General features: G+C 42.7%; 26 protein-coding genes and 1 pseudogene. 15 read left to right on the forward strand and 12 right to left on the reverse strand.

What is annotated here, in order from left to right; genetic code table 11:
- Positions 1 to 15 precede the first annotated feature (15 nt).
- Together APA_RS13120 and APA_RS13130 are read left to right on the forward strand one after the other, a co-directional pair.
- Positions 16 to 258, forward strand: a complete 243-nt coding sequence (locus tag APA_RS13120; RefSeq protein WP_201322713.1) for a DUF433 domain-containing protein — start codon at positions 16 to 18, stop codon at positions 256 to 258.
- Positions 259 to 558: 300 nt separating this feature from the next.
- On the forward strand, positions 559 to 1,041 hold the full coding sequence (locus APA_RS13130) for a cob(I)yrinic acid a,c-diamide adenosyltransferase (RefSeq protein ID WP_201322715.1): 483 nt from the start codon (positions 559 to 561) through the stop codon (positions 1,039 to 1,041).
- Between the two features lie 77 nt (positions 1,042 to 1,118).
- On the opposite strand, the gene APA_RS13135 is transcribed toward APA_RS13130, so the two are convergent.
- Together APA_RS13135 and clpB are read right to left on the reverse strand one after the other, a co-directional pair.
- The gene (locus tag APA_RS13135; protein ID WP_201322716.1) at positions 1,119 to 1,472 is read right to left on the reverse strand and encodes a DUF565 domain-containing protein; all 354 of its coding nucleotides are present in this window, start codon (positions 1,470 to 1,472) and stop codon (positions 1,119 to 1,121) included.
- 64 nt (positions 1,473 to 1,536) lie between these two features.
- The gene (gene clpB, locus APA_RS13140; protein WP_201322717.1) at positions 1,537 to 4,209 is read right to left on the reverse strand and encodes an ATP-dependent chaperone ClpB; all 2,673 of its coding nucleotides are present in this window, start codon (positions 4,207 to 4,209) and stop codon (positions 1,537 to 1,539) included.
- A gap of 204 nt (positions 4,210 to 4,413) precedes the next feature.
- Between clpB and APA_RS13145 the strand changes: the two genes are divergently transcribed.
- A complete protein-coding gene (locus tag APA_RS13145) occupies positions 4,414 to 5,376 on the forward strand; it encodes a hypothetical protein (protein WP_201322718.1) in 963 nt (320 codons plus the stop codon).
- Positions 5,377 to 5,409: 33 nt separating this feature from the next.
- Here the strand turns inward: APA_RS13145 and APA_RS13150 are convergent, their stop codons facing one another.
- From APA_RS13150 to pipX, 3 genes are all read right to left on the reverse strand, one after another.
- Positions 5,410 to 5,856 carry a CopD family protein gene (locus APA_RS13150; protein WP_201322719.1) on the reverse strand — a complete coding sequence of 149 codons (447 nt, stop codon included), beginning with the start codon at positions 5,854 to 5,856 and terminating at the stop codon, positions 5,410 to 5,412.
- A gap of 319 nt (positions 5,857 to 6,175) precedes the next feature.
- The gene (gene ispE, locus APA_RS13155; RefSeq protein ID WP_201322720.1) at positions 6,176 to 7,084 is read right to left on the reverse strand and encodes a 4-(cytidine 5'-diphospho)-2-C-methyl-D-erythritol kinase; all 909 of its coding nucleotides are present in this window, start codon (positions 7,082 to 7,084) and stop codon (positions 6,176 to 6,178) included.
- Complete coding sequence (pipX, locus tag APA_RS13160) at positions 7,081 to 7,350, reverse strand: transcriptional coactivator PipX (protein ID WP_201322817.1); 270 nt, start codon at positions 7,348 to 7,350, stop codon at positions 7,081 to 7,083. Before pipX ends, ispE begins: the two co-directional genes overlap by 4 nt.
- A 247-nt stretch (positions 7,351 to 7,597) precedes the next feature.
- Between pipX and APA_RS13165 the strand changes: the two genes are divergently transcribed.
- The 6 genes from APA_RS13165 (at position 7,598) to APA_RS13190 (ending at position 12,274) form a co-directional block, all read left to right on the forward strand.
- Positions 7,598 to 8,005 (forward strand): hypothetical protein, encoded by a 408-nt coding sequence (locus APA_RS13165; RefSeq protein WP_201322721.1) that lies wholly within the window; start codon positions 7,598 to 7,600, stop codon positions 8,003 to 8,005.
- Positions 8,006 to 8,143: 138 nt separating this feature from the next.
- Positions 8,144 to 8,326: a hypothetical protein gene (locus tag APA_RS13170; RefSeq protein WP_201322722.1), complete on the forward strand. Its 183-nt coding sequence runs from the start codon at positions 8,144 to 8,146 to the stop codon at positions 8,324 to 8,326.
- Positions 8,326 to 9,360: a fatty acid desaturase gene (locus APA_RS13175; RefSeq protein WP_201322723.1), complete on the forward strand. Its 1,035-nt coding sequence runs from the start codon at positions 8,326 to 8,328 to the stop codon at positions 9,358 to 9,360. The genes APA_RS13170 and APA_RS13175 overlap by 1 nt, the downstream gene beginning before the upstream one ends.
- Positions 9,361 to 9,685: 325 nt before the next feature.
- Positions 9,686 to 10,087: a hypothetical protein gene (locus APA_RS13180; RefSeq protein WP_201322724.1), complete on the forward strand. Its 402-nt coding sequence runs from the start codon at positions 9,686 to 9,688 to the stop codon at positions 10,085 to 10,087.
- 152 nt (positions 10,088 to 10,239) lie between these two features.
- A complete protein-coding gene (locus tag APA_RS13185; RefSeq protein WP_201322725.1) occupies positions 10,240 to 11,163 on the forward strand; it encodes a LysR family transcriptional regulator in 924 nt (307 codons plus the stop codon).
- A gap of 82 nt (positions 11,164 to 11,245) precedes the next feature.
- Complete coding sequence (locus APA_RS13190) at positions 11,246 to 12,274, forward strand: anthranilate phosphoribosyltransferase family protein (protein ID WP_201322726.1); 1,029 nt, start codon at positions 11,246 to 11,248, stop codon at positions 12,272 to 12,274.
- A 130-nt stretch (positions 12,275 to 12,404) separates the two neighbouring features.
- Here the strand turns inward: APA_RS13190 and APA_RS13195 are convergent, their stop codons facing one another.
- From APA_RS13195 to APA_RS13205, 3 genes and pseudogenes are all read right to left on the reverse strand, one after another.
- Positions 12,405 to 12,566, reverse strand: a complete 162-nt coding sequence (locus APA_RS13195) for a hypothetical protein (RefSeq protein ID WP_201322727.1) — start codon at positions 12,564 to 12,566, stop codon at positions 12,405 to 12,407.
- Positions 12,567 to 12,765: 199 nt separating this feature from the next.
- Positions 12,766 to 13,454: pseudogene (locus tag APA_RS13200) on the reverse strand (IS1 family transposase).
- A 38-nt stretch (positions 13,455 to 13,492) separates the two neighbouring features.
- Positions 13,493 to 13,654: a hypothetical protein gene (locus tag APA_RS13205; protein WP_201322728.1), complete on the reverse strand. Its 162-nt coding sequence runs from the start codon at positions 13,652 to 13,654 to the stop codon at positions 13,493 to 13,495.
- 146 nt (positions 13,655 to 13,800) lie between these two features.
- On the opposite strand from APA_RS13205, the gene APA_RS13210 reads away from it, so the two are divergent.
- From APA_RS13210 to radC, 6 genes are all read left to right on the forward strand, one after another.
- Positions 13,801 to 16,308 (forward strand): N-6 DNA methylase, encoded by a 2,508-nt coding sequence (locus APA_RS13210; RefSeq protein ID WP_201322729.1) that lies wholly within the window; start codon positions 13,801 to 13,803, stop codon positions 16,306 to 16,308.
- A gap of 277 nt (positions 16,309 to 16,585) precedes the next feature.
- Entirely contained in the window at positions 16,586 to 16,846 is a 261-nt protein-coding gene (locus APA_RS13215) for a hypothetical protein (protein ID WP_201322730.1), read from the forward strand.
- A complete protein-coding gene (locus tag APA_RS13220; RefSeq protein WP_201322731.1) occupies positions 16,839 to 17,261 on the forward strand; it encodes a type II toxin-antitoxin system VapC family toxin in 423 nt (140 codons plus the stop codon). Before APA_RS13215 ends, APA_RS13220 begins: the two co-directional genes overlap by 8 nt.
- Positions 17,262 to 17,295: 34 nt before the next feature.
- Positions 17,296 to 17,553, forward strand: coding sequence for a hypothetical protein (locus APA_RS13225; protein WP_201322732.1), 258 nt, complete (start codon positions 17,296 to 17,298; stop codon positions 17,551 to 17,553).
- 4 nt (positions 17,554 to 17,557) lie between these two features.
- A complete protein-coding gene (locus tag APA_RS13230; RefSeq protein WP_201322733.1) occupies positions 17,558 to 17,884 on the forward strand; it encodes a type II toxin-antitoxin system RelE/ParE family toxin in 327 nt (108 codons plus the stop codon).
- Between the two features lie 134 nt (positions 17,885 to 18,018).
- A complete protein-coding gene (radC, locus tag APA_RS13235; RefSeq protein WP_201322734.1) occupies positions 18,019 to 18,753 on the forward strand; it encodes a DNA repair protein RadC in 735 nt (244 codons plus the stop codon).
- 45 nt (positions 18,754 to 18,798) lie between these two features.
- Here radC and APA_RS13240 read toward each other — a convergent pair whose 3' ends face one another.
- The 4 genes from APA_RS13240 to APA_RS13255 form a co-directional block, all read right to left on the reverse strand.
- Positions 18,799 to 19,257: a Spy/CpxP family protein refolding chaperone gene (locus tag APA_RS13240; protein ID WP_201322735.1), complete on the reverse strand. Its 459-nt coding sequence runs from the start codon at positions 19,255 to 19,257 to the stop codon at positions 18,799 to 18,801.
- Positions 19,258 to 19,422: 165 nt separating this feature from the next.
- Entirely contained in the window at positions 19,423 to 19,845 is a 423-nt protein-coding gene (locus APA_RS13245; RefSeq protein WP_201322736.1) for a hypothetical protein, read from the reverse strand.
- A 206-nt stretch (positions 19,846 to 20,051) separates the two neighbouring features.
- Complete coding sequence (locus APA_RS13250) at positions 20,052 to 21,620, reverse strand: YARHG domain-containing protein (protein ID WP_201322737.1); 1,569 nt, start codon at positions 21,618 to 21,620, stop codon at positions 20,052 to 20,054.
- 48 nt (positions 21,621 to 21,668) lie between these two features.
- The gene (locus APA_RS13255; protein WP_201322738.1) at positions 21,669 to 23,675 is read right to left on the reverse strand and encodes a GAF domain-containing protein; all 2,007 of its coding nucleotides are present in this window, start codon (positions 23,673 to 23,675) and stop codon (positions 21,669 to 21,671) included.
- Positions 23,676 to 24,141 lie beyond the last annotated feature (466 nt).

A 24,141-nucleotide genomic window follows, 5' to 3' on the forward strand; every position in this document is an offset into this window, starting at 1 on the left:
TATAAGGAGTAACAAATGAAACCCAACACCTTAAATCATGCAATTACCATCAACACTGAAATTCAGCATGGTAAACCAGTAATCCAAGGAACAAGAATCCCCGTAGCAATTATCATTGGTTCTCTCGCAGGAGGCATGACCTATGAAGAAGTTATTCAAGAATATGCAGTTACCCAACAACAAATCCTTGCATCATTAACTTATTTTGCAGAGCTTCTAAACTACGAAACAATCTATCCAATGGAGCAAGCCTTTTGAAATTACCAAACTTTTTTATGTCATATTGCTTGGGTCGATCGCATTACTTATCAAAAATTTGCGATCGCGAAAACTTTACCCTAGACATAGATCTAGACCATCCCAACGCCATTGCAGCTCAGGAGGAACAATTTCTACATCTAGTGTCTGCTATGATGCATAGTGGAAATTTAAACACTAGATTTGTTTATGGTGGCTCAAATTAAGACGGCTCAGATTAAGACGAATCCAACAAAAAACAACCACAATCAGACTACAACTAACGCAACAGCTCTCACCTCGCCTAAAAGCGCATCTATCGTGACCCCAATTAAAGGCAATGTGCAGGTGTTTATCGCGCCCCATCGCAATCTCTACGCTGATATCATCGCGCAAGGCTTGCGGGTAGCGGGTCAAGGCACACAGGTATTACTAGTACAACCATTTCAAACAGGGATTAATCAAGGCTTGAAAAATCCTCGGCGGCTGGTCGAAAACTTGGAATGGCTCCGTTGTGAAGCTCAGCGTGACTTGTCACAAGATGATATTGAACTGACCGATGCCGAGAAATTGGCGGTACTGGAGCTATGGGACTATGCCAAAGTTGCGATTAAGTTAGAACATGCAAGTTTAGTTATTTTAGATGAAGCGAATTTGCTTGTGGCGCGATCGCTAATCACAGAGGAAGAATTGCTAGAGGTGCTAGAAACGCGATCGCCCAAGGTCAATATCATCTTGACAGGTGCATCAATGCCTTCTCGCATTGCTGACTACGCTGAACAAGTCACCCACCGACGTAGTTAGACTACAAAAAAACTTTAAAAAGTGCTGCTTCGCAGCACTTTTTAAAGTTTTTTTGTTAAGAAAGCGAGCTTTCTTAATCATGACCCAAGCTTGAAGGCTTCTAGAAATAGTCCATATACCAAGCCTAACTTAATAGAATTCAATATTTCAGTAGTCAGTAATCTTGGGGCTAAGCTTCCATCTACAGAAGTTACTCTTTTAGCACCATAAACATAGCGATTAGTAAGCTCCACAATCAAAACCACAACTGCCGCTGTCACAACATCTTGCTCAGATTTCGCCCCAGACACAGTGGAAATCACCGATGCTAAAAAGAATCCTAGCAATAGACTAATCAATATAAAAGATGTGCGCCGCCAAGGGTTTCGTGACCATTGCGATATTCTACCAACGCTAACACTGATAATTGTACTAAGACGAGTATTTTGCATAAAAATTTCTCAACTTCGTTATATGGTAAGGATAGGCGGCGCGAAGCGCCGCCTATCCTAGATACTAACTAAAAACTAGTTTGTCATCCTCAACCGTGATCGAAATCTGATGCCCTTCCGCAAAAGTTCCTTCTAGAATTTTATTGGCGATCGGATTTTCGATTTCCCTTTGAATGGCTCGTTTTAAAGGACGCGCACCATAGGAAGGATCATAACCAACCGCAGCAATATAGTCTTTCGCTTCTTCGCTTAGTTTTAAAGAAATCTTGCGATCGCTAAGTCGATTCTCAATACGTTTAATTTGCAACGCGGCAATCGAGCGAATCTCATTGCGCCGTAAAGCATGGAAGATCACTGTCTCATCAATGCGATTGAGAAATTCAGGGCGAAAGTGATTGCGAAGAACGTCAAGAACTTTATCGCGCATTTCATCATAGCGAGAGTCGCCATCAAGATCGCTGGATAAATCCTTTGATACTTCGAGAATGCGATCGCTACCGATATTACTGGTCATGATGATTACCGTGTTTTTGCAATCTACCAAGCGCCCTTGACTATCGGTAATCCTCCCATCATCAAGAACTTGTAAGAGAATATTAAATACATCAGGATGCGCCTTCTCGACCTCATCAAATAACACCACCGAATAAGGATGGCGACGCACGGCTTCTGAGAATTGTCCGCCTTCCTCATAGCCGACATATCCAGGAGGTGCACCGATTAAGCGCGAAACCGAATGCTTCTCCATATATTCCGACATATCGATCCGCACCATCGAGGCATCGGAATCAAATAGAAATTCGGCAAGTGTGCGAGCCAGCTCAGTTTTGCCCACGCCCGTGGGGCCCAAAAATAGGAATGAACCAATCGGACGATTGGGATCGTTCATCCCCGCACGGGCACGACGAATTGCGGAAGCCACCGAAATTACTGCTTCTTCTTGACCAATAACGCGATCGTGGAGGTGTTTTTCTAGAGTCAGTAATTTCTGCCGTTCTGACAGTAATAATTTGTTAAGAGGAATTCCAGTCCACCGCGCTACAATTTCGGCAATATCATCTTCAGTAACTTGCTCACGAGACAGAGATCCTTCAGAACCTGCAAGGCTAATTTCTAACTCAGCCTCATCAAGATTTTTCTCTAACTCAGTTAATTTTCCATATTTGAGTTCGGCGGCTTTGTTCAGATTGAACTCGCGCTCCATCTGATCGATTTGCTGCTTGGTTTGATCGATTTGTTCTTTTAGTGAACGTAAATTCGTCACTGCATCTTTCTCAAGTTGCCAACGATCATTGAGACTGGTAAAGCGATCGCTTAATTCATTCATCTCATTGTCAAGGCGTTCTAGTCGATCCTGTACGGCTTTACTGCTCTTGTTCTTATAGATCACTTTGCCATCTGCTTCCACTCGTTCGACAGCGGTGGCATCTTTTTCTTTTTGCAAAGAGAATCTTTCCATTTCAAGCTGTCTGATCCGACGATCAATTTCATCTAGCTCTAGTGGTCGGGAATCCATTTCCATTTTTAATTTGGCTGCTGATTCATCCACAAGATCGATCGCTTTATCTGGCAAAAAGCGATCGGTAATATAGCGATTAGAGAGAGTTGCCGCTGCTACTAGTGCTGAATCAGAAATAGTTACGCCATGGTGTAATTCGTAGCGCTCTTTTAAACCACGCAAAATCGAAATTGTATCTTCGACTGTCGGCTGCTCGATTAAAACTTGCTGAAAACGACGCTCTAGAGCTGCATCTTTCTCTATGTATTGACGATATTCATCTAAGGTCGTTGCGCCAATACAGCGTAATTCACCCCGTGCTAACATCGGCTTGAGAATATTTCCTGCATCCATTGCGCCTTGCTGTGTGGCTCCTGCACCCACCACGGTATGCAATTCATCAATGAATAGCACTATTTTGCCATCGGAATTGAGAACTTCTTTTAGAACTGCTTTCAGGCGATCTTCAAATTCCCCCCGATATTTTGCTCCTGCAATCAGCGACCCCATGTCCATACTAATAATCGTGCGGTCTTTGAGAGATTCTGGTACGTCGCCACGAATAATACGCTGGGCAAGTCCCTCTGCGATCGCCGTTTTACCAACCCCTGGTTCACCAATCAACACAGGATTATTTTTAGTCCGCCGCGATAATACTTGTACCACCCGCCGAATCTCATCGTCACGACCAATCACAGGATCGAGTTTGCCTTGCTTCGCCTGTTCTGTAAGATCGCGACCATATTTTTCCAAAGCCGCATACTTTGCTTCAGGATTTTGATCGGTGATGGTCTGGCTACCCCGTAGTGATTTGATTGTTTCTTCTAACTTTTTGCGATCGATGCTTAAATCCCGATATAGCCGCTTACCGATGCGATCGTCATCGGTTAAGCCGAGGAGCATATGCTCAACTGCCATAAAGTCATCACCAAAGCTCTTGCGACTCTCCTCAGCACGATCGAGCCATACCTCCAAGCTGCGCCCCAAATACAACTGCTCTGGACTCGCTACACGAGCCTGTCGTCGCAAAAATTCTTCAACCTGTCGCCGCGCCCGCGCCATCGGTACGGACATCGCCGCAAATACATTTGTGGTTAAGCCATCTTCTTGCTCCAAGAGCGCCATCAGCAAATGCTCGACTTCAAGTTGTTGATGCTGCGATCGCCTTGCGACCTCTTGCGACTTGACGATCGCTTCCCATGCTTTTTCGGTAAATTTTTTCGGATCGGTTGGTTGCATTGGCTTTGGTTACAGCAGGCTTAGGTGTGATTTCTAACGATAGTTAAAATAAGTTTACAATATAGTTTCTTGTCTATAGCAATCCTAAAAGGTTTGTGAGAGTATGCGACTAAAGGGCGCACTCTCTTAGACTAGCTTTATACAAACTTAGATCGCGATCGCTGTTACCATCGTTGATAATTTCTGGAAAGGAGAAAGCATTCGATGTCTGTAGTCAATCAGCAAGAAGTTTTGGCAAGCTTTAAGGTTTTGGTAAGCATGGCAAAAGCCGACGGTAAACTGCTTGAAGAAGAGTTTGCTAGTCTTGCCGATACTTTTGAAGAAATCCATCTACCCGAAGGCGTTACCGTTGATCGCCTATTGAATGAAGAAGATGAGCCAATCGATACATTACTGACCCAAATCACCAGCGAGATCGCGCAGGAGATGGTTTATCAGTCTGCCTATGCGATGGCAAATATCGATGGTGAGTGCAGTTCAGAAGAAAAAGAGCTTTTAGATAAAATTGGTGCAACTTTTACGAGTTCTAAGCTTTGGGGCAAACAAGAATGGCTGGAGACACTAGAGCGCCGCTCCACCAAATCCTCTATCTCCGAGCAGGTACGTCAAATCGATGATCCTGACAAACGGGCTGCTGAGGTTGAAAGTGCAACTACTGATGCCTGTTTTTTGAATGCAGTTTTGGGCGCTTTCCCCATTCCTGGGATCGCGATCGCCTTCGATATGTTGATCTACTGGAATCAACTCGATCTCGCTCAAGCGATCGGTCAAAGCTGGGGCTACGATCGCGCCAACGAAAATCTTCGTAAAGCCCTATTCGGTAGTTTAGGAATCACGGGTACAAGGATTGCAGTTAGTAATCTCGCTAAACTTGTTCCTGTTTTTGGCATGGTAGTTGGTGCAACTACCGCTTATGCAAGTACATGGGCGCTTGGCAAAGTTGCCAACGATTACTATGCATCGGGCGGAGAAATGGATACCTTTAGCCTTCGTCAAGCTTTTAAACAAGCCAAGAAAGAGGGTGAAGCTGTTTACAAAACCAAAGCTGATGAAATTGCAGCGAAAAAACAAGCGATCGAGCCTCAAGTTCAATTGCTAAATGAGGAGCTGAAAGCAGGAAGTATTACTCCTGAAGAATATCAAGTGAAGCTCAAAGAGCTTCTCTAAAAGAAAAAGGGGCGCAATGCGCCCCTTTTTCTTTTAGAAGAAACCACCGAGGCGAATTCCTGCGCCTAAAATCACAAATAAAACGGCTAGGGTCGTCACTCCGATAATGTGATAAGCCAAGGAATTTAAAGTTTCTTTCGTGAGATTGGGAATAATAAAAAAGCGAGCATGAATCGCCAAGGCAATCGTTCCTAATAGCAGTAAAAGTTTGATTCCGATATAAGTTGATAGATAGGAATCAAAATCTAGGAAGTGATGGAAATAAGGGAAATAAATCCACGTTAGCCCCAAGCCTGTAATTACTTGCACCAATAGGGAAGTCAGTCCAAAATTTTCAAAATGTTCTTCAAATTGATGAATCAAATCAGGATCTCGATTTTGCAAAGCCTTGGGTAATACTGTCACTGCCAGCACTAGATGACCGCCCACCCATACAGTTGCACCCAAAGTATGTAGAACAACCAGAATTTTGAATAACATTTAATGACTTCTCCTTTGGCAATGAAAATTTTACTTACAGCAATTTGCTTTCAAACCCGCCACAAATAAGAATATAAGTATATGCACATAATTAATTACACACCCAAACCCGTAAAGTTACGCCCCTGAGGGGCGTAACTTTACGGGTTTGGGTAATTTATTTTGCACAAGGACTTAAAACCCATTGCAGGGCTTAGCCCTGCGACCCTTCTTGTGGCAGGTTTGCTCGAACACTACTGTAAGACACAAAACCAAAAAGAGAGTTGCGGAGCAAATCACCGTAACTTACAAGAGATGCTAGCGATCGCAGGCATGAAGCTTAAGCATCAAAAATAGAACGAACTAAGCTCTTAACTACCCAAACATCGATTTCATCGGTTCTTACAGCTTCAGCAATTTGCTGAGCGCGATCTAGATCGGGCGCGATCGCAAATACTGTTGATCCTGAACCTGACATCATTGCGCCAAGACATTCTTGATCGAGCAATTTATTTTTGAGATCAGCAATCGCAGGATACTCAGGCAATACTACTCGTTCAAGATCGTTATAAAGTAATCGCCCGATCTTATTTGGCGCAGAATCACCACCAGAGGCGATCGCCGCGACGATTTGACTAGATAGATTTTGGTTTTTAACTTGACTAGTGGCAAGCAAACCTTGTTTTCGGAAAGTTTGATAGGCCCATGCAGTAGCGATCTCAATCTGACGTGGCTTACAAATTACTAATACTAAATCTGTGAGATCGGGCAAAGGTGAAAGCACTTCGCCGCGACCTGTGGCTAGGGCAGTGCCGCCAAACACACAGAAAGGAATATCGGAGCCTAACTGCGCTGCAAAATCACAAAGTTGTGACTGGGTGAGTCCCAAATCCCAAAGGCGATCAATCCCCACAAAAACTGCGGCAGCATTGGCTGAGCCACCAGCCAAACCAGCCCCCATCGGAATTTGCTTGTCGATCACAATTTCCATTCCCCCAATCTCTGGATAGATGTCTTGCATCAAGGCCGCAGCTTTGTAAGCTAGATTTGTGCGATCGCAAGGCACTTCAGGATTAGTACAGAGGACTTGAATCTCATCTGCACCAATTTTACGAATATCCACGCGATCGCATAGATCGATACTCTGCAAGATCATCACCAAATCGTGGTAACCATCAACACGGCTCCCCGTAATCTCTAGATAGAGATTGATTTTTGCCGCTGCTTTGAGAGAAATACGCGAGGTCATTGAGAAAAAGTTCGCTTGTATATATGCTGTAAGTTTTTTTGATCGATATCAGTCCCACCGCGCCGCAGCGATCGCATTTGGTTTTCGACCATGAGCTTGGCATCTGCTCGCGAGACAGGCTCAAACTGAACACCGTCAGGACTAGTTGTAATTAGGAAAAATAACCTTTGTGCGTAGAGTGTGGTAAACAAACTACGAAACTCATCTACTCTACATAAGCGAGATAGCAAGCCAAAAGTGGGATGATTTAGATAATGTTCGGACATTTGGCGGGCTAGAAAATTTAGTAAGTTGGATGAACTAGGAAAAGTGAATTTTTTCTGTATCGTAAACAACATGAGTTTAACGAAACTATCGGGATCAGGTATTTATAAAGAAGCTTAAAAATCCCTAGAAATTAGACAATACAACCTATTCGATAATATTACGATTATTATTTTGATATGTTTAGTGCGATTAATCAGGAAATGTTATCAAACCTTAACGACTTTTCCCCTAGCATTCGATCAAATTATGACTAAATTTTTTAATTTTCGTGTTCTGGCAAGGCTAGTTTTAGTTATTGTCCTGATCTCCAGCCTTTTTTTAGCCCCAAAACTAACGATCGCTGCTGAACGTCGTCCTGTTATCCCCGCCAATGGGCAGCCGATTCTCAGTGGCAATATGCATGGATCTGACTGGATGGCTGCTTCCAATGATTCTAAGCAAGCCTATTGCCAAGAAGCTTTTGTTGCCTTTCGTGGCTCTGCGGCTCAAAGCTATATCATTAGCCACAATATTCAAAGTCTTAGTCCAGAAGGACTATGCGATCGCATGGATCAGTACTACAGCCTCGAAGATTATGCCGATGATCGGCTCGGATCTGCGGCTGCGATCGCCCCAATTTTGTTCGCCGATACGCCCCTTGGCACTAAATACTAAAATCAATCCGTATAATTACTCATTAGATATATTTATGGTACACAAAAATACACATGACATAAGATAGAATTTGAGTCATAAAATATTTTTGTTATTTTGTGGTGTGATCGCGACGTTTTCAAACGTTTTAAAGGAAGTATGAGCAAACAAACTGAAGCCCCAACGAAAAAGATTTCTACATTGAATGTATCCGCTAAAAAGTTATACTCCGAAGAAGTTCAAGCCGAACTTGCGGAATTGCAATCAGATATCGATGTTCTTTTCCAGCAATTACAAAGCTTGAGTAGTCAACGCCTGACCACAGTAGGGAGTGCTCAGTAGTGGTTGCCATACAAAACTCCTCACACACTCTTACCCCTGAGACGACCCTCCGCGACATCATTAAAACTATCCCTTCTGAATACTTTGAGAAAAAACCTCTCAGAGCTTGGTTGAGCGTTTTATTTTCATTAACAACCGCCGCGCTTGGTTATGCCAGCATTGCCTTCTCGCCTTGGTACTTGCTGCCTTTCGCTTGGATTTTTACAGGTACTGCCCTGACAGGTTGGTTCGTAATTGGGCATGACTGTGGACATCGTTCTTTCTCCAACAAAATTTGGGTTAACGATCTTGTCGGACATATCGCTTTCTTGCCATTGATTTTTCCTTTTCATGGTTGGCGCTTTAAGCATGATTACCATCATTTGCATACCAATAAGATGGGTGAAGACAATGCTTGGTATCCATTTACCGTCGAAGAATATGAGGAAGGAAAAGGGCTTATTTCCAATGTTTATCGATTGATTCGCACCCGTTTTTGGTGGATTGGCTCGATCGTTCATTGGGGAAACTTACACTTTAACGCTAGCCTCTATCCTGAGCGCCAGCAGTCTCAAGTCAAGTTTTCTTATCGATTGGTGATTGCATTCGCCGCGATCGCATTTCCAACTTTGATTATCACAACAGGCTTCTTTGGCTTTGTCAGCTTTTTTGTAATGCCTTGGTTGGTATATCATTTTTGGATGAGCACCTTCACTATTGTTCACCACACGATGCCAGATATCCAATTCAAAGATAAGGATAAATGGCACGCAGCGACCGACCAGCTAACAGGAACCGTCCATTGCGACTATCCAGTTTGGGTGGAGTGGCTATGTCACGATATCAATGTCCATGTTCCTCATCACGTTTCGACTGGGATTCCCTCGTATAATTTGCGCTTAGCACATAAGTCTCTCGATGAAAATTGGGGTCAATATATGTATAAGACTAAGTTTTCTTGGGCTTTGATGAAGGATATTGGCGATCGCTGTCATATCTACGATGTAGATAAATGCTATAAAAGTTTCGATGAAGTTGATGCTAAATCAGTTTAGCTAAAGCTCTAGCCAAGGGCAAAAAAAACAAAAAGAGAGTTGTGGCGCGAAACGCCTCAACTCTCTTTTTGTTTTTATGTCTTAACTAGAGTGACTAAAGCTATAGCAATGATTGAATTATTTAGGACAAATCAAAACCCAAAAGAGTAATGGCGGCGCAAAGCGCCGCCATTACTCTTTTGGGTTTTAAATCATCAAAATGCAGTTGCCATTTTGATGATTTGGCTCAAATGTGAATCCCCAAATTTTAGATAGCAAAATGCTCTAGATGTATCGCTTTGCGCTATAACCTGTGATTAATACTTTCACTCTGGAGATGCAAAATATGCGTACCATACGAAAATTGCCGATCCTATCGCTTGCTCTAGTTTTGGTTGGTTACATTGTCTATGGATGGTTGCTTTCGATTCACAAGGCGGATTGGCGAATATGGATTCCCGCTGGGGCGATCGCCTTTGGCGTGGACTGGTTATTCTCCGTAGGATGGGCGATCGCGGCGATAATATTTGTGTTTTACCAAAAGTCGCAGTTTGTCTTATCACTGGGGATTAGTGTAGTTTGGGTGCTAATGATGTATGTTGCAAGAAATGAACTTCGCGCTTTCATGAACAATCGTGGCTGGAATTTCTTTGTTCTTGCTTTAATCGCTGGGGCTGGACTGGGGCTAGGCTGGTTTACCGATACATTGCCCACAATTCGTACTTTCGGCGAATCATTAGTTAAGTAAGATCCAAAATGAGGCGCGAAGCGCCTCATTTTGGATCTCAAAGCGATGTGCCGAGGTACTTGTTAAATCTACTTGTTACTAGCGCTACTTTTCCAAAATCCTAGAAGTTGCTTAATGATGGCAGACATAAGTAGAGCTATCGTTAATTTTTCATGCGTTTGGAACAGTTACAAGCATTTTTGGCAGTTGCAGAAACAGGAAACTTTCAGCAAGCAGCTCAGAGATGCGGAGTTAGCCAGTCAACCATTAGCCGACAGGTGCAGTCTTTAGAAGCAGCTGTTGGCATCTCGCTGTTTCATCGTCAGGGGAACGCTAAGCTAACTTTAGGCGGCGATCGCCTGCTACCACATGCTAAGAAAATTTGTCAAATTTGGTCATCTGCCGAACAAGAGCTACTCGATTTGCAAGCAGGGAAACAAACAGAGTTATGTGTGGCGGGGATTCCTTCAGCCTGTGCTTATCAGTTACCGCCAATATTGCAAAAGTTTTCTAAGGCTTATCCCAATGTCCAGCTCCGAGTGACAACCTTGGGAAGCGATCGCGCTCTTAAAGTTCTTAAAGATGGCTTGATTGATATCGCGATCGTCATGAATAATCCATTTTTAACCGCAAGTTCCGAAATGGTAGTTGAGCAACTCTATGAAGAAAAAATCCAGCTTTTGCTGACTGTTAATCATCCACTTTGTCGAAAAGAATCCCTAACATGGAAAGACTTACATAATGTTCCCCAAGCCGTATTTAAAGATGGCTATGGATTACAGCGTCTTGTCCAAGACCAGTTCAATCGCCAAGGGCTTCGTTTAAATGCATCTCTTGAGCTTAATTCCCTTGAAGCTTTTCGCGGTGTAGTTAAGCAAGGTAGTTTGATCGCCTTACTTCCAGAAACCTTTTTAGTGGAATTAGCTCACGATCCAGACCTAGTTGTGCGATCGATAAATGAACCCTGCCTAACTCGCGAAATTGTCCTAGTCACCACTAGCGATCGCATTCAAATTCCACCGATTCAATATTTTTGTAAGCTGGCTACTCAGATGATTCAGCAGGAAATTCCTGTCGTTTTAAAAAGCGCACTATAAGCCTAGAAAGTAGAGAGTATCTGCTTTCTAGGCTATAATTCAACATCTAACCGACTTTTGCATTAAATTCACCCGTAGAGTAATGAGTAAAGAATTTCGCGAATTTTTGCGTAAAGTTGGGAGCGGTACACATACCAGCAAAAGCTTGACGCGCCAAGAGGCTGAAGCTGCCACGATCATGATGTTGCAAGGAGTTGCGACTCCTGCTCAGATTGGCGCATTTATGATCGCTCATCGGATTAAACGTCCGACCAGCGAAGAATTAGCAGGGATGCTCGATGCGTATAAGCTTCTGGGCGCAAAGGTTTCACCGATGGCATCTGACAAACAGGTTTTAGTACTTGGATCGCCCTACGATGGCAGATCGAAGACTGCGCCAGTTAGTCCTGTGATGGCGATTGTCTTGGCGGCGGCTGATGTTCCTGTATTGATGCATGGCGGCGATCGGATGCCCACCAAAGAAGGCTTACCTTTTATGGAAATTTGGCGAGCTTTGGGCTTAAATTGGCAAGATCTCACCATTGAGCAAGTCCAACACAACCTAGAAACTCAAAATTTGGGGTTTGTCTACCTACCCAAACATTTTCCCCTTGCCCAAGGGTTAGTCGCATATCGTGAGCAAATCGGTAAACGTCCGCCCTTTGCCACCCTTGAGCTAATGTGGTCGCCCTATCAAGGTAAACAATTTATCGTGTCAGGTTTTGTGCATCCGCCTACCGAAACCAATATCCGTGAAGCCTTTGCCCAGCACGGTATTGCCGAATTTGCTACGGTTAAGGGTTGGGAGGGTAGTGTTGACTTGCCGCGATCGCGTACAGGGATTATCGGCATTAATCACGGCGATCAATTTGAGCGCATAACTCTATCAGCAAGGAATTATGAATTTAGCTCCGAAGATCCTGCGATCGCAGATGCATCAGAAATGGCTGCCAAAATCATTTCTGCGCTCAAAGCGGAACCTTCCGAATATCTCAACTCAGTATTATGGAACTGTGGATTCTATCTCTGGCTCTACGGAATGCATGACGAAATTGCCGATGCGATCGTCCATGCTCAAGAACTTATCAACAGTGGTAAAGCGTTACGGAAGTTAGAAGATTTACGAGCTTAACCTCTCAAAATCAAAATAGTCATTGCGATCGCAGATTATCAGAACTATGTTTATTGTAGCAATCTAATGAAGTGCGATCGCCTTGTCATCTCATGGTTAAGCTCATAGGCGATCTTAATAGCACTTATGACTATTCTTTACCTAGGTTGAATAGCTGACGAAGAAATGCACCTAACCCAGCGAGGACAATCACCGATGCTAAGGCGTAGCTGATTGGGGTTAGTAGGCTAACCATTGGTGTTGATTGATGTGAGAGGTTTGTGGGTTGGCTAGTGACTTGTTGCGTTTCCATGTGTTTGTTTGGTATTTGGTACATATTTAGATTGACATTAACCATCAGAAAGCAAGTCACAGTATGATGTTCTGTTAATGTAAGCGTTATGTAATAGTTACAAATACATGGCTAAACCAACACTTTGCGCTTCGGAAATTGGTAAGAGTAAGGCAAAGAATGCTTTTAATTTATCGGCGTTGCACAAATGAAAGATGAATCAAGAAAATGAAGGAATCGATTTGTACTTAAGATAGTGAATTAACAGACGAATTGAATACCTCAACATTTCTTCCGATTTTGAATAGCATAAAGTTTTTCTGTGCAATCTGGCTAAATAATGTCTCAGTCTAGTATTTTCACCCTCAACTCTAGTCATATAGGTTTTGCTGATAATTTGATCCTCCGAGTTGATAAACATTTTGTAGACACAGTAGCCATCAGTAACCCAGAAATAGCATTGCCACACCTTAATCAATGTTCACAAGTTTTCAAAGGTTTGGCTACTCCTATCTCCTAATACCCAAGCCAATATGCCTTGACTAAAATGATTCACCGCAGTCCATAGCCAAATCAAGTTTTTTTTGACCCAACAAAAGTCTGGAGTTCATCTAATTCACCAACTTCAGGAATAGTTTCAATGGGGGGATGTTCTGGTAATTGCTTTGCTGCCTCCTTAACCCAGTTGATGACTGAGTTGTGACTAACATCGGTACATCTCTCAATTTGTCTAAATCCCATGCCGTTGCAGTACATTTTTAGGCATATTCTTTTGACATCTTGCGAATATCCAATCACTGAGTAGTTATCAATGAACTGACGACCGCAATCAGCACAAATATGATTTTGTTTGTCTCCTCGTTTCCCATTTTTACGAATATGTGTTGAACCACACTTTGGACATTTCATTGTTTTTCATTGCTTAAACTCGTTATCTTTATATTTACTCATTCATCCTTCATTTGTGCAATGCCGCTTTTTTTATGTACTGGCAGAATTTGAAAACGGTTGCCTTGCCAATCAAGTTCGATGGGATTTCCTGTGGTGGCGATTTCTTCTAGGAGGTTTATGAAGTTGGTGGTGAGTTTGTCTACTGGTATGGTTTTCATATATTCAATTACGAATTAGGAATTACGAATTACGAGTGGGAGGTAGGTCCTAGGGATTTGGGGTATGGCTTAGGAGTTATAATATTTTACCAATTTACGATTTTGCAATTCGTAATTGATAATTCGTAATTCGTAATTAATTAAAAATGTTAGACACTGAAACTAAGCGCCGTATTGATACTGCTCGTGATATTTTGGTGGGGAAGGTTCCTGATCCGAAGTCGCAGGTGGAACAGATTACGATCGCACTCATCTATAAGTTTATGGATGATATGGATGCGGAGGTGGAGGAGTTGGGGGGCGATCGCACTTTTTTTGCGGATTCATTTGCGAAGTTTGGTTGGGGGCGGTTGATGAGTCCGTCGGTCGGTGGGCATGAGTTGCTGAGCCTTTACAGTGAGGGGATTAGCACGATGCCGCAGAATGCGGGGATTCCTGCGTTGTTTCGAGATATTTTTAAGAATGCGTATCTGCCTTATCGCGATCCTGAGACGCTGAAGAGTTTTTTGAAGGTGATTGATGGGTTTACCTACGATCATTCGGAACGGTTGGGGGATGCGTTTGAGTATTTGCTGTCGGTGTTGGGTTCGCAGGGGGATGCGGGGCAGTTCCGCACGCCGCGCCATATTATCGATTTTATGGTGGAGATTTTGCGTCCGCAAAAGGGTGAGGTGATTCTCGATCCTGCCTGTGGTACGGCGGGTTTTTTGATTTCGGCGTATAAGCATATTTTGCGGACTAATCAGGATGCTCAGGGGAATAGTACGCTTACGCCCGATGAGAAGGGGCTGATGGCGACTAATTTTAAGGGGTATGATATTTCGCCCGATATGGTGCGGTTGTCGTTGGTAAATCTCTATTTGCATGGGTTTAAGAGTCCGCAAATTGTGGAATACGATACTTTGACTTCTGAGGATAGATGGAATGAGTTTGCTGATGTAATCCTTGCGAATCCGCCGTTTATGTCGCCGAAGGGTGGGATTAAGCCCCATAAGCGGTTTTCGATTAAGGCAAAGCGGAGTGAGGTTCTGTTTGTGGACTATATGGCGGAACATCTTTCGCCAAGGGGTAGGGCGGGGATTATTGTGCCTGAGGGGATTATTTTCCAGAGTCAGACTGCTTATAAGGATTTGCGTAAGATGTTGGTTGAGAATTCTCTGGTGGCGGTGATTTCGCTTCCTGCTGGGGTTTTTAATCCTTATTCTGGAGTGAAGACTTCGATTTTAATTCTGGATAAGTCTTTGGCGAAGAAGACGGATAAGATTGCGTTTTTTAAGGTAGAAAATGATGGTTTTGGTCTAGGCGCTCAAAGGCGAGAGGTTTCTGGGGGGCAGCTTTCACAGGTTCAAGTCGAGTTAGTGGAATATTTGCAAGCTGTTCGCAAGCAAGTTTCGACTGACGATCTTGAGTTTTCGCTTGGGTTGATTGTGCCGAAAGAGAAAATTGCGGCTAATGGTGATTATAATTTGAGTGGGGAAAGGTATCGAGAGACAAGCTTTGTTAGTAGTCATTTTCCAATGGTTGAGCTAGGTGATGTTTCCGAAGTAACATCTAGCAAAAGAATACTTGCAGAAGAATATGTTCCATCTGGTATTCCATTTTATCGAACTAAAGAGATAGTTGAGTTAAGCAAAGGTCACGAAATTACACTCGAACTGTTTATTTCTGAAGAAAGATTTCAGTCGATTAAATCTCGCTTTGGATCACCCGCAAAAGGTGACTTGTTGATCTCAGCAGTTGGTACAATTGGGATCTCTTGGATTGTTTCGGATGATCGGGAGTTTTATTTTAAAGATGGAAATCTTATTTGGGTAAGAAATTTAGAAAATATTGATCCTCAATTTCTTAAATATTGTCTTGACTCTATTTTTACTAATGGAATTGAGCATATTGTATTTGGCGCTGCATACAAAGCATTAACAATTGAGAAATTAAAGCAATTTAAAATTCCTTTACCCCCGATCGCAATACAAAAAGAAATAGTCACCGAAATCGAGGGCTACCAAAAAGTCATCAACGGCGCTCGTGCAGTCATTGATAATTATCGACCTCATATAGCGATCGATCCTGATTGGGAAATGATGGAAATTGGCGAAATCTGCAACAAGATTCAATATGGTTTATCTGAGCCACTTAATACAGTAGGTCTAGGTTTTAAGACATTTCGCATGAATGAACTTGTTGAAGGAAGATGTATTGATCGAGGTGACATGAAATGTTCTGAAATATCTGATGCTGAGTTTGAAAAATATAGGCTTAATATTGGTGACATTCTTTTTAACCGCACAAACAGTTTTGAACACGTTGGGCGCACTGGCGTTTTTGACTTGCAAGGTGATTATTGTTTTGCCTCATATCTAATTCGCTTGATAATCGATCAGGAAAAAGCTGATCCATTTTTTGTTAATGCCTTTATGAACTCTAAGAGTTTTCAGCAAGGTATAAAACAGTTTGCAAGTCGTGCGATTGGACAATCAAATATTAATGCAAAGTCCCTTGCAAGTTATTCAATCCCAGTTCCACCGATTGAAATCCAAAAAGCGATAGTAGCTGAAATCCAAGCCGAGCAAGCCCTTGTTAATGCGAACCGAGAACTAATCGAGAGATTTGAGAAAAAGATACAAACTGTTTTGAATAGAATTTGGGGCAATTAGGGATTATCAACACAAAAAATGTAAAAAATGTAGGGGTTGAGCATTTGCGCCAATATTTTTATTCTCCGATACAATCTCCAAACGCAAATGCTGAACCCTCTTCGCTTTTATTGATAAATTGTCCCTGCGTTGTGAGGTTTTGGGCAAAGCATTCCCGAATTAAAACAGTTTAGAAATTGATAGATTGTGGCGGGAATGCTATGCCCCTACACATTGATTTGATGATTCGTAATTGATAAATTTGCTATAATATACTTAAACATTCAGCCCAAAAGCCATGTCACCTAATAATCAGAGCCAACTGATAGAAGTAATCAATCAGCTTGATGATCAGCAAATACCCCTTGTATTGCAATTTATATCATCTCTTCAGAAAAATATTCCTACTGCCCCAGCCTCAACTAAAACAGTATTAGAGCGTATGGGTGGTTATCCTAAACACTTTTTAGAAGGATCAGGAGATTTATCAGAGAGAAGCGTCCGCAAAAAAATAATTGCCGAAAAGATTAGAGCAAAACATCAAGCAAGACATGAATAAATATCGCCTAATCTTAATTGACACTGGAATAATCGTTGCTTTTTACGATCGCAAAGACAAACACCACCAACAAGCGATTAAATTTTTCAGTACCTGCACCAGCCAACCCATTACCACAGTCGCCTGTGTTACAGAGGTTTTATGGCTACTCGCACCAAATATCAAAGTTCAAAACGAGTTTCTATCTGTTTTATTCAAGCAAGCCATTCTATGTGAACACTTGCAGCCATCAGACTATCAAAGAATCCAAGAACTTAACACCACCTATCAAGATCTACCCGCAGACTTTACCGATTTGTCACTAATTGCGATCTCTGAAAGACTAAACATTGCAGCGATCGTCACATTAGACAGTGACTTTGATGTTTATCGCCGTTATCGTAAACAACCATTTGAAAGAATATTTTTACCATAGTCTAGAATAAAAACAAGATAAGAGAATTAAAACTATGCCGATCGCGCAAATTGAAACCCTTATTCGTTATGTCACTGATGCAGAAGGCAAACCAACCGATGTGCTTGTCCCTCTAGAACTTTGGCAACAGCTAATCCATTCCTTAAATACCGATAGCACTAGCGGACTAGCTTTGATTGACGAACAAGAACCCAAAGAACAAATATTAGCCGACTTACAAGAATCCGTCAGACTCGCCGCCGCAGGACAAACATTCCCAGTATCACAACTATGGGAAGATGCAACAGCATAAACCTATGATCGAAGTTCGCTTTACTTTACCCTTCATCCGCCGACTAAAATCACTAACCAAACGTTATCGAAAAATCCAATCTGACATACAGCCAATAATCGAACAGCTACAAAATGGGAACCTTATCGGCGACCAAATCTCTGGTCTAGACTTCCCCATTTTTAAAGTTCGAGCCAAAAACAGTGATATTCCCACTGGCAAAAGCGGCGGTTATCGCGTTATCTATCAAGTGGTTTCACCTGAATTAATCTTACTTCTACTCATCTATGCAAAATCAGATCAAACAGACGTGAGCCTAGACGAAATTAAAGACGCTATTGGTAAGGCTTAGTTGATAATTACGAATTACGAATTGAGATTTTTAATTCGTAATTGATAATTCTCCCCTCATTCGTAATTGATATTTTTACTAACAATCACGATAAAATACAGAAAATATTCTTGCAATACTCGGTGCGATTTTAAATGACTTATTCCCTGCGAATTGTGGATATGGCTGAGAGCGATCGCCCTCGTGAAAGGTTACTCAGTCAGGGAGTTCGCAGTTTATCCAATGCAGAATTAATCGCAATCTTGTTAGGCACAGGGCAAGGAGCAGGCAAACTCTCCGCCGTCGGATTAGGACAGCTAATCTTGCAAACCATAGGCAAAGACCGCACTAGTGACCCAGTGGCAGCTTTGCAAAACGTATCGCCACAGGAACTCATGCAAATAGAAGGAGTGGGGCCAGCTAAAGCAACCGCAATCTTAGCTGCGATCGAGCTAGGCAAGAGAGCACTCTATGCCAAGCCTCCAGACTTAACCGAAGTAACCGACCCATCAGTGGCGGCAGCCGCCCTCAGTCAAGACCTAATGTGGCAACCCCAAGAACGCCTCGCAGTGGTGATGCTCGACAACAAAAATCGGATTATCGCCCAGCGCATTATTACCATCGGCACAGCGACAGAAACCCTCGCTCATCCCCGTGATATTTTCCGAGAGGTTCTCAAAAGCGGTGCAGTGCGTCTAATTGTGGCGCACAATCATCCATCTGGAAATACATCTCCAAGTCCCGAAGACATCACGCTTACACGCCAATTACTTGAAGCAGCAAGAATGCTGAGCATTCCTCTTTTAGATCATTTGATTTTAGGAAATGGAACCTTTTCCAGTATTCGCGAAACTTCAACATTATGGAAAGAAGTTCCCCAATCAGAATAAAAAAAGGAGCGCAAAGCGCTCCTTTTTTTATAGCGAAGGACTACACTAGCGAGGAGTTCCTTGACGCATTGTGCCGCGATTTGATTGGCGTTGTTGTTTCATTTGCTCAAGTTGTTGTTGCTGAGCAGGAGTCAAGACATTCTTCATTTGCGCCTTGGTATCTTCTGCGATCGCCTTCATCTGTTGCTTTTGAGCATCAGTCAGATTCAGAGACTTGCGTACCCCCTTGCGATCGCCAGATTGACGTGCTTGTTCCATGATTGCGCGTTGCTCAGCAGTCAATACGCTTTGGTGACGAGCTTTTGCACTTTCGTGAATTGCCTTCATTTGTGTCTTTTGAGCTTCAGTCAAGTTCAACTGTTTGAGAGCATCTTGACGCTTCTGCATGTTTTCAGCGCGATTTGGATTGTTATTCTGTGCAGAGACAAGATTTGGAATTGTAACTGCTCCAACGGCTACGGTTACACAAGCGATCGCTAACAATTTTTTGATATTACGAAACATTTGATTTTCCCCTTTGTGAGAAGGCTTAATTATCTGTACGAGGGTTTTGACAAGCGCCACGATCAAAAGGTTCAAAACCCCAAATAATTTTTTTTAATTAGCCTCAGTAGGGTGGGCAATGCCCACCTTACTTGCTAGATTTGGGCGCAGCCCAAATCTAATTTTTTAGCTGGCACAGCTTCTCAAAATCACACCGATAATGATGCCGATCCCGACAAAACGGACGATTTGCCAGAAAGGTTCACGAAAACTACTCCAAGAAAGTAGACGACTTTCAAGATCGGCTTCGATTTGTTCAAGTTGCTCGCCTACTTCTTCTAATTGTTTGAGTAATTCTTCTTTATGGAGGCTTGATCGCTCATTGCGAGAATTAGGCTTACGGCGAATTTTTTGATTTTTGTTCTTGTCAGAGCGATCGCTAGAAACATCTTGAAGTTGCTCTCTAATTTGTTCTTTTTGCGTTTGCAGTTCATTCTGCTTGAGCGAATCACGCTGAACTTGAAGGAAACGCTGTTCGATTTCTTCTAATAGCCCTTTAGTTTCTTGGAGTTGAGCTTCTATATCGCTCCAATCAGAAATTTCTGTCACAGCATCAATCTAAATAAGTGGAATTTGATGACGAGTAGCTAAGCAATTAAATATAAAACCAAAAAACTGTACCGCCCGCCACGCAGGCGGTACAGTTTTTGGATTTGGTTTTTTAATTATGCCAAGGTACTTATAAATGAATTTTACCGTGATTGTAGCGATCGCCCATATGTCTATAAAAAATACGTTGAGAAGCAACGTATTTTTTATAGACATATGGGTTTGGTGCGATTAGCCGCGACCCAACCTGCGATCGGGGCAGAAATTTGGAGCCAGCCTTGATTCTCGCTCTGCACAGTAATTTGTGTGCCATTGTCCAGCTTACCAACGATCGCAAAATCTACCCCCGCACCCTGACGGACATTAATCGGCGGATTGGGATCAGAAATTAAGCGTTTGGTATAGTCACAAGAATTAGGCTTTTGAGAAATACGAGTTTGAAAATCCCGAATGTATTCTAGATTTCGCTGTTCTGTCGGGGTTAGCAGCCCCTCAGGAAACTTGTCAGGCTCATAGATTGCTTTATACCAAGGTTGCATATTGAAATATGACTGCAATTCAGGATCTTTAAAACGGCGACCATAACGGGCAAACACTTCATTACGCATGACATCTAGCTCAATAGCACTTTTGTTAGCTACATCGCTATCAGAGATCGCACGTTCTGATAAGAATAAATATTTGGCACTGGATGGTCGGAACCACATGACAATACCCATAACCGCGATCGCCGATACGATCCCCACCGCGATCATCACCAAACGATTTTTATGACTAAATTGCAGATGATCCATTGCCGAGATTTTTGAGGAAACCGTTGTGGCAACATCATCATTTGGATTAAAAGCTGAGACTAACCCTTGAAAATTAGTCTGCACCGTCGTAGATAAAAGTGAGGGCGCGATCGGCGATGCTAACTTTCGTAAATCTGTCAGTACGGCTTCGGCAGACTGATAGCGATCGCGAAAGTCATATTTGACTAACTTATCGATGATCATCGCCAATTCATCGCTGACATTAGCGCGATATTTTAAAGCTGCATGATCAGGAGATTTGCGCCAAGCTAATTCGCCTGTTTCGAGATTTTCAGATAATAAGTTTGGGGCAACTCCAGTCAACCCTTGCACTGCGATCGCCCCAACAGCATAAAGATCGCTACAGGGTCTAGGCTTGCCGATCGCTTGCTCATTGGGCATATAACCATCTGTACCGATGGCAACCGTAGATCCAATATTGGAAGCAACCGCCGTTCCCACTTGCTTCACAGCCCCAAAATCGATCAGTACTAATTTGCCATCAGTGCGCCGACGCATCAGGTTAGCGGGTTTAATATCCCGATGGATAGCGCCCTGTTGATGTACAAAAACGAGGGTTTCTAGTACATCGATCAAAAATGCGATCGCTTGAGCTTCATTCATCCGCCCTACTGGATAGCCATCAGCAGATCGCTCAATAGAGATGACTTCTTTAGTAAGCTCATAGCCATCGATCAGCTCTTGCACCAAATAAAACTGATGATCTTCTTCAAAATGAGCTAACAAACGAGGAATGCGATCGTGACTACCAAGTTTATGTAAAACCCTTGCCTCAGTCTCAAATAAACGACTAGCAATTTCCAATACAAAAGTATCGCTAGAAGTAGGCTGGAGTCTCTTGACCACACATTTATGGTGGTCTGGCAACTGCAAGTCTTCAGCTACAAAAGTCTGTCCAAAGCCCCCGCTTCCGAGGTTTTGGATGACTCTATATCTCCCACTAATCACTTTGCCAATCATGTGCAGGTAGACCAATTAAAGTAGAGGAGCGCAACGCACTCATCTACTTTATAACGCATAGCGCGATCGCGATATGCGTAATGCATCAGTTGCTCTCTGCGCCTCGATCGCTACCTGCGATAAGCAAGCATAAATTAACACGACATAATTCGCCCTTATCGCCAATTCAAGTTGACGACATTGATATGAAAGTGTCAATGCGCCGATATAGTCGCTGCTTGAGCGTAATGTATTTAAGGCTTGTAATAGTTTTGCACGATCATCAACAGCCAGCGCCCTATCGATGGCTTGGACTAGCTGAGGTGTCTCTTCTAAATACGAGTCAATCACATTTAACAAAAATTCAGTTGCTTTAAGATCGTTACCCGCAATCTCCAAAATCGTTTCCATGAACTGCGGTTCGATTGCAGGCTCTTCATCTTCTTCATTATTGTTATGCGCAAAATCTATAGTTGTATCGAAACCAGTCTGAGACTCATCCATCGACTCAACTTCAGACTCATTGCTTTCTGGATCTATGGCTTCTTGTCGATCAAGTTCTGGAGCAACTATTTCTGTCTCCATTGATTGTGTCTCGGACAGATAAGCAACCTCGCTAGAGTCTGGCTCCAACTCTTCAAATGCACAAGACTCTGATTCTTCTATCTCGGCTAATTCTGGAGCGATCATCTCTTGCTCAGGTTCTTGTGATTCTATATCTTCATCCTCAGATGATTCTAATTCGCTTTTTTTAGATGCAGAACTTTCAGCCTCAGACGATTCTAATATCATTGTCTCTGGAAGAATCACCTCCGTCTCAGCTACAGAAGTCTCTACTGGTTTATCTTGGTCTGATTCGTCTGGTGTAGATGCAATGTCTGAAATCACTTTAAGATTATCAGGCATAATCACATAGGATATGTCATCTCGCGTGAAATTTATCGCTGGCTCAGCTGATCTAACTTCCTCATCTGACTCCACATCTTCATCTAAGATTGGAGATATAGAATCTGGAACTAAAAAGAGTGGAGGCAATCCATTCTGAGAGATGGAGTCATCTTTAAAGTTAGTAATTTCGTCGGTATTACTAACTATTGTTTCTAATTCACTCTCTTCTGTATCTGTATCTTTCTCGTTCTGACTGACCTCTAAATCATCAGGCTCTAAATCTCTGTTTAAAACATTATTTTCCTGCTCTTCAACTACATTTTGATTGATTGCCGTGATGATTTGCTCATCAATAGTAGACTCAGTGAGCTTCTCAGTATTTTGTGTGATCTCAGATTCAACAGATGACTTAGCCGCTTTCTCGGCGAGTTCTGCAACTGTTTTTTGTAAATTATCTAATTCACTCTGTAAAGTTTGCAAATCATCAGTTAAATCTTGAGATTGTTGGCGTAAATTAGTTAAGGAAATGGCAATGCCGATCTGTGCTGCAATCAACGATAGAGAGGTGCGATCGCTCTCTGCCCAACTGTGATATACACTCCCATGAAAAGCAACTAGAGTTCCCCAAACATCTTGTCCTGCATAGATCTTATTTGCGGCATAGGATGAAATGCCAATCTGTTCGAGTAGCGTCATGATATGGGATGACAGGCTAGAAGTCCGAATACTGTCAATGGTCTGAGCAGAATATTCTGGATCGGTAGACTCGATCATGTGCCGAGCCAGTGAAAGCTGTCTTTCGGGCATATCAGCAAGAGATGTCACCCCTGAGGCGATCGCATCGGTAGCAAACTCACCCCGTCCATCAGGATGGCAGCGAAAAATTGCGACGCGATCCACTTGTAGTAATTTCTGGGCTACTTGCACAGCTATTTGTAAAACTAGCTCTAAAGATGGCGATCTCTGAATTGCCTCAGCAAGCTGGGCAAGTGCTTTTTCCCTAGCAATAATATTGCTAAAAATATCCGTCTGTGTGTCTGATGACTGTGCTGTTATCAGCTTTTCATATCGCTCTTCCCAACTAATTTGGTGGACGCGCTCCTGCTGCACCAAAATAGCTTTGAGGTGTTCATAGGCAGCGCGATCGCGGCATAGGTAGCGGACTTGATCTAAGAGGGTAGAATCCATGGGTAAGAACGACTATCCCCGAATATTTTCTAGCTTTGCTTAGATAGGGGTTTACTCTATCTAGACCATGGATTTTAGCGGACTTGTTTTGGCGATCGCATGAGACACAAAGCGTAACTTTAGGCGCAACTTTTGTTTTTACCATGAGAGTTCGCGATGCGAACCCTCATGGTAAAAACAAGTTAAGATCGTTATTGAACTATAAATAATTTGGAAAAGCCTTGTTTTGTAGTTGTCGCCAAGCGTTTGGACATAAAACCCAAAAGACGAGTGGCGGCGCTTCACGCCGCCACTCGTCTTTTTCGGGTTTTGTTTTGCCCTAACTCAGATGGTGAAAGCTATAAGTAGCTAGGCACAATTAAATATAAAACCCCAAAATCTGTACCGCCCGCGCAGCGGGCGGTACAGATTTTGGGTCTGTTTTTTTAATTATGCCGAGGTAATTACAAGCCCTTTCCAAATTATT

The organism is Pseudanabaena sp. lw0831 (assembly GCF_016584665.1).
In the GTDB taxonomy this organism is placed as follows: Bacteria; Cyanobacteriota; Cyanobacteriia; order Pseudanabaenales; family Pseudanabaenaceae; genus Pseudanabaena.

Coding starts and splice junctions, on each gene's coding strand:
- APA_RS13120 (WP_201322713.1), top strand. CDS start 16: ATGAAACCCAACACCTTAAATCATGCAATTACCATCAACACTGAAATT.
- APA_RS13135 (WP_201322716.1), bottom strand. CDS start 1,472: ATGCAAAATACTCGTCTTAGTACAATTATCAGTGTTAGCGTTGGTAGA.
- clpB (WP_201322717.1), bottom strand. CDS start 4,209: ATGCAACCAACCGATCCGAAAAAATTTACCGAAAAAGCATGGGAAGCG.
- APA_RS13145 (WP_201322718.1), top strand. CDS start 4,414: ATGTCTGTAGTCAATCAGCAAGAAGTTTTGGCAAGCTTTAAGGTTTTG.
- APA_RS13150 (WP_201322719.1), bottom strand. CDS start 5,856: ATGTTATTCAAAATTCTGGTTGTTCTACATACTTTGGGTGCAACTGTA.
- ispE (WP_201322720.1), bottom strand. CDS start 7,084: ATGACCTCGCGTATTTCTCTCAAAGCAGCGGCAAAAATCAATCTCTAT.
- pipX (WP_201322817.1), bottom strand. CDS start 7,350: ATGTCCGAACATTATCTAAATCATCCCACTTTTGGCTTGCTATCTCGC.
- APA_RS13165 (WP_201322721.1), top strand. CDS start 7,598: ATGACTAAATTTTTTAATTTTCGTGTTCTGGCAAGGCTAGTTTTAGTT.
- APA_RS13170 (WP_201322722.1), top strand. CDS start 8,144: ATGAGCAAACAAACTGAAGCCCCAACGAAAAAGATTTCTACATTGAAT.
- APA_RS13180 (WP_201322724.1), top strand. CDS start 9,686: ATGCGTACCATACGAAAATTGCCGATCCTATCGCTTGCTCTAGTTTTG.
- APA_RS13185 (WP_201322725.1), top strand. CDS start 10,240: ATGCGTTTGGAACAGTTACAAGCATTTTTGGCAGTTGCAGAAACAGGA.
- APA_RS13190 (WP_201322726.1), top strand. CDS start 11,246: ATGAGTAAAGAATTTCGCGAATTTTTGCGTAAAGTTGGGAGCGGTACA.
- APA_RS13195 (WP_201322727.1), bottom strand. CDS start 12,566: ATGGAAACGCAACAAGTCACTAGCCAACCCACAAACCTCTCACATCAA.
- APA_RS13205 (WP_201322728.1), bottom strand. CDS start 13,654: ATGAAAACCATACCAGTAGACAAACTCACCACCAACTTCATAAACCTC.
- APA_RS13210 (WP_201322729.1), top strand. CDS start 13,801: ATGTTAGACACTGAAACTAAGCGCCGTATTGATACTGCTCGTGATATT.
- APA_RS13215 (WP_201322730.1), top strand. CDS start 16,586: ATGTCACCTAATAATCAGAGCCAACTGATAGAAGTAATCAATCAGCTT.
- APA_RS13220 (WP_201322731.1), top strand. CDS start 16,839: ATGAATAAATATCGCCTAATCTTAATTGACACTGGAATAATCGTTGCT.
- APA_RS13225 (WP_201322732.1), top strand. CDS start 17,296: ATGCCGATCGCGCAAATTGAAACCCTTATTCGTTATGTCACTGATGCA.
- APA_RS13230 (WP_201322733.1), top strand. CDS start 17,558: ATGATCGAAGTTCGCTTTACTTTACCCTTCATCCGCCGACTAAAATCA.
- radC (WP_201322734.1), top strand. CDS start 18,019: ATGACTTATTCCCTGCGAATTGTGGATATGGCTGAGAGCGATCGCCCT.
- APA_RS13240 (WP_201322735.1), bottom strand. CDS start 19,257: ATGTTTCGTAATATCAAAAAATTGTTAGCGATCGCTTGTGTAACCGTA.
- APA_RS13250 (WP_201322737.1), bottom strand. CDS start 21,620: ATGATTGGCAAAGTGATTAGTGGGAGATATAGAGTCATCCAAAACCTC.
- APA_RS13255 (WP_201322738.1), bottom strand. CDS start 23,675: ATGGATTCTACCCTCTTAGATCAAGTCCGCTACCTATGCCGCGATCGC.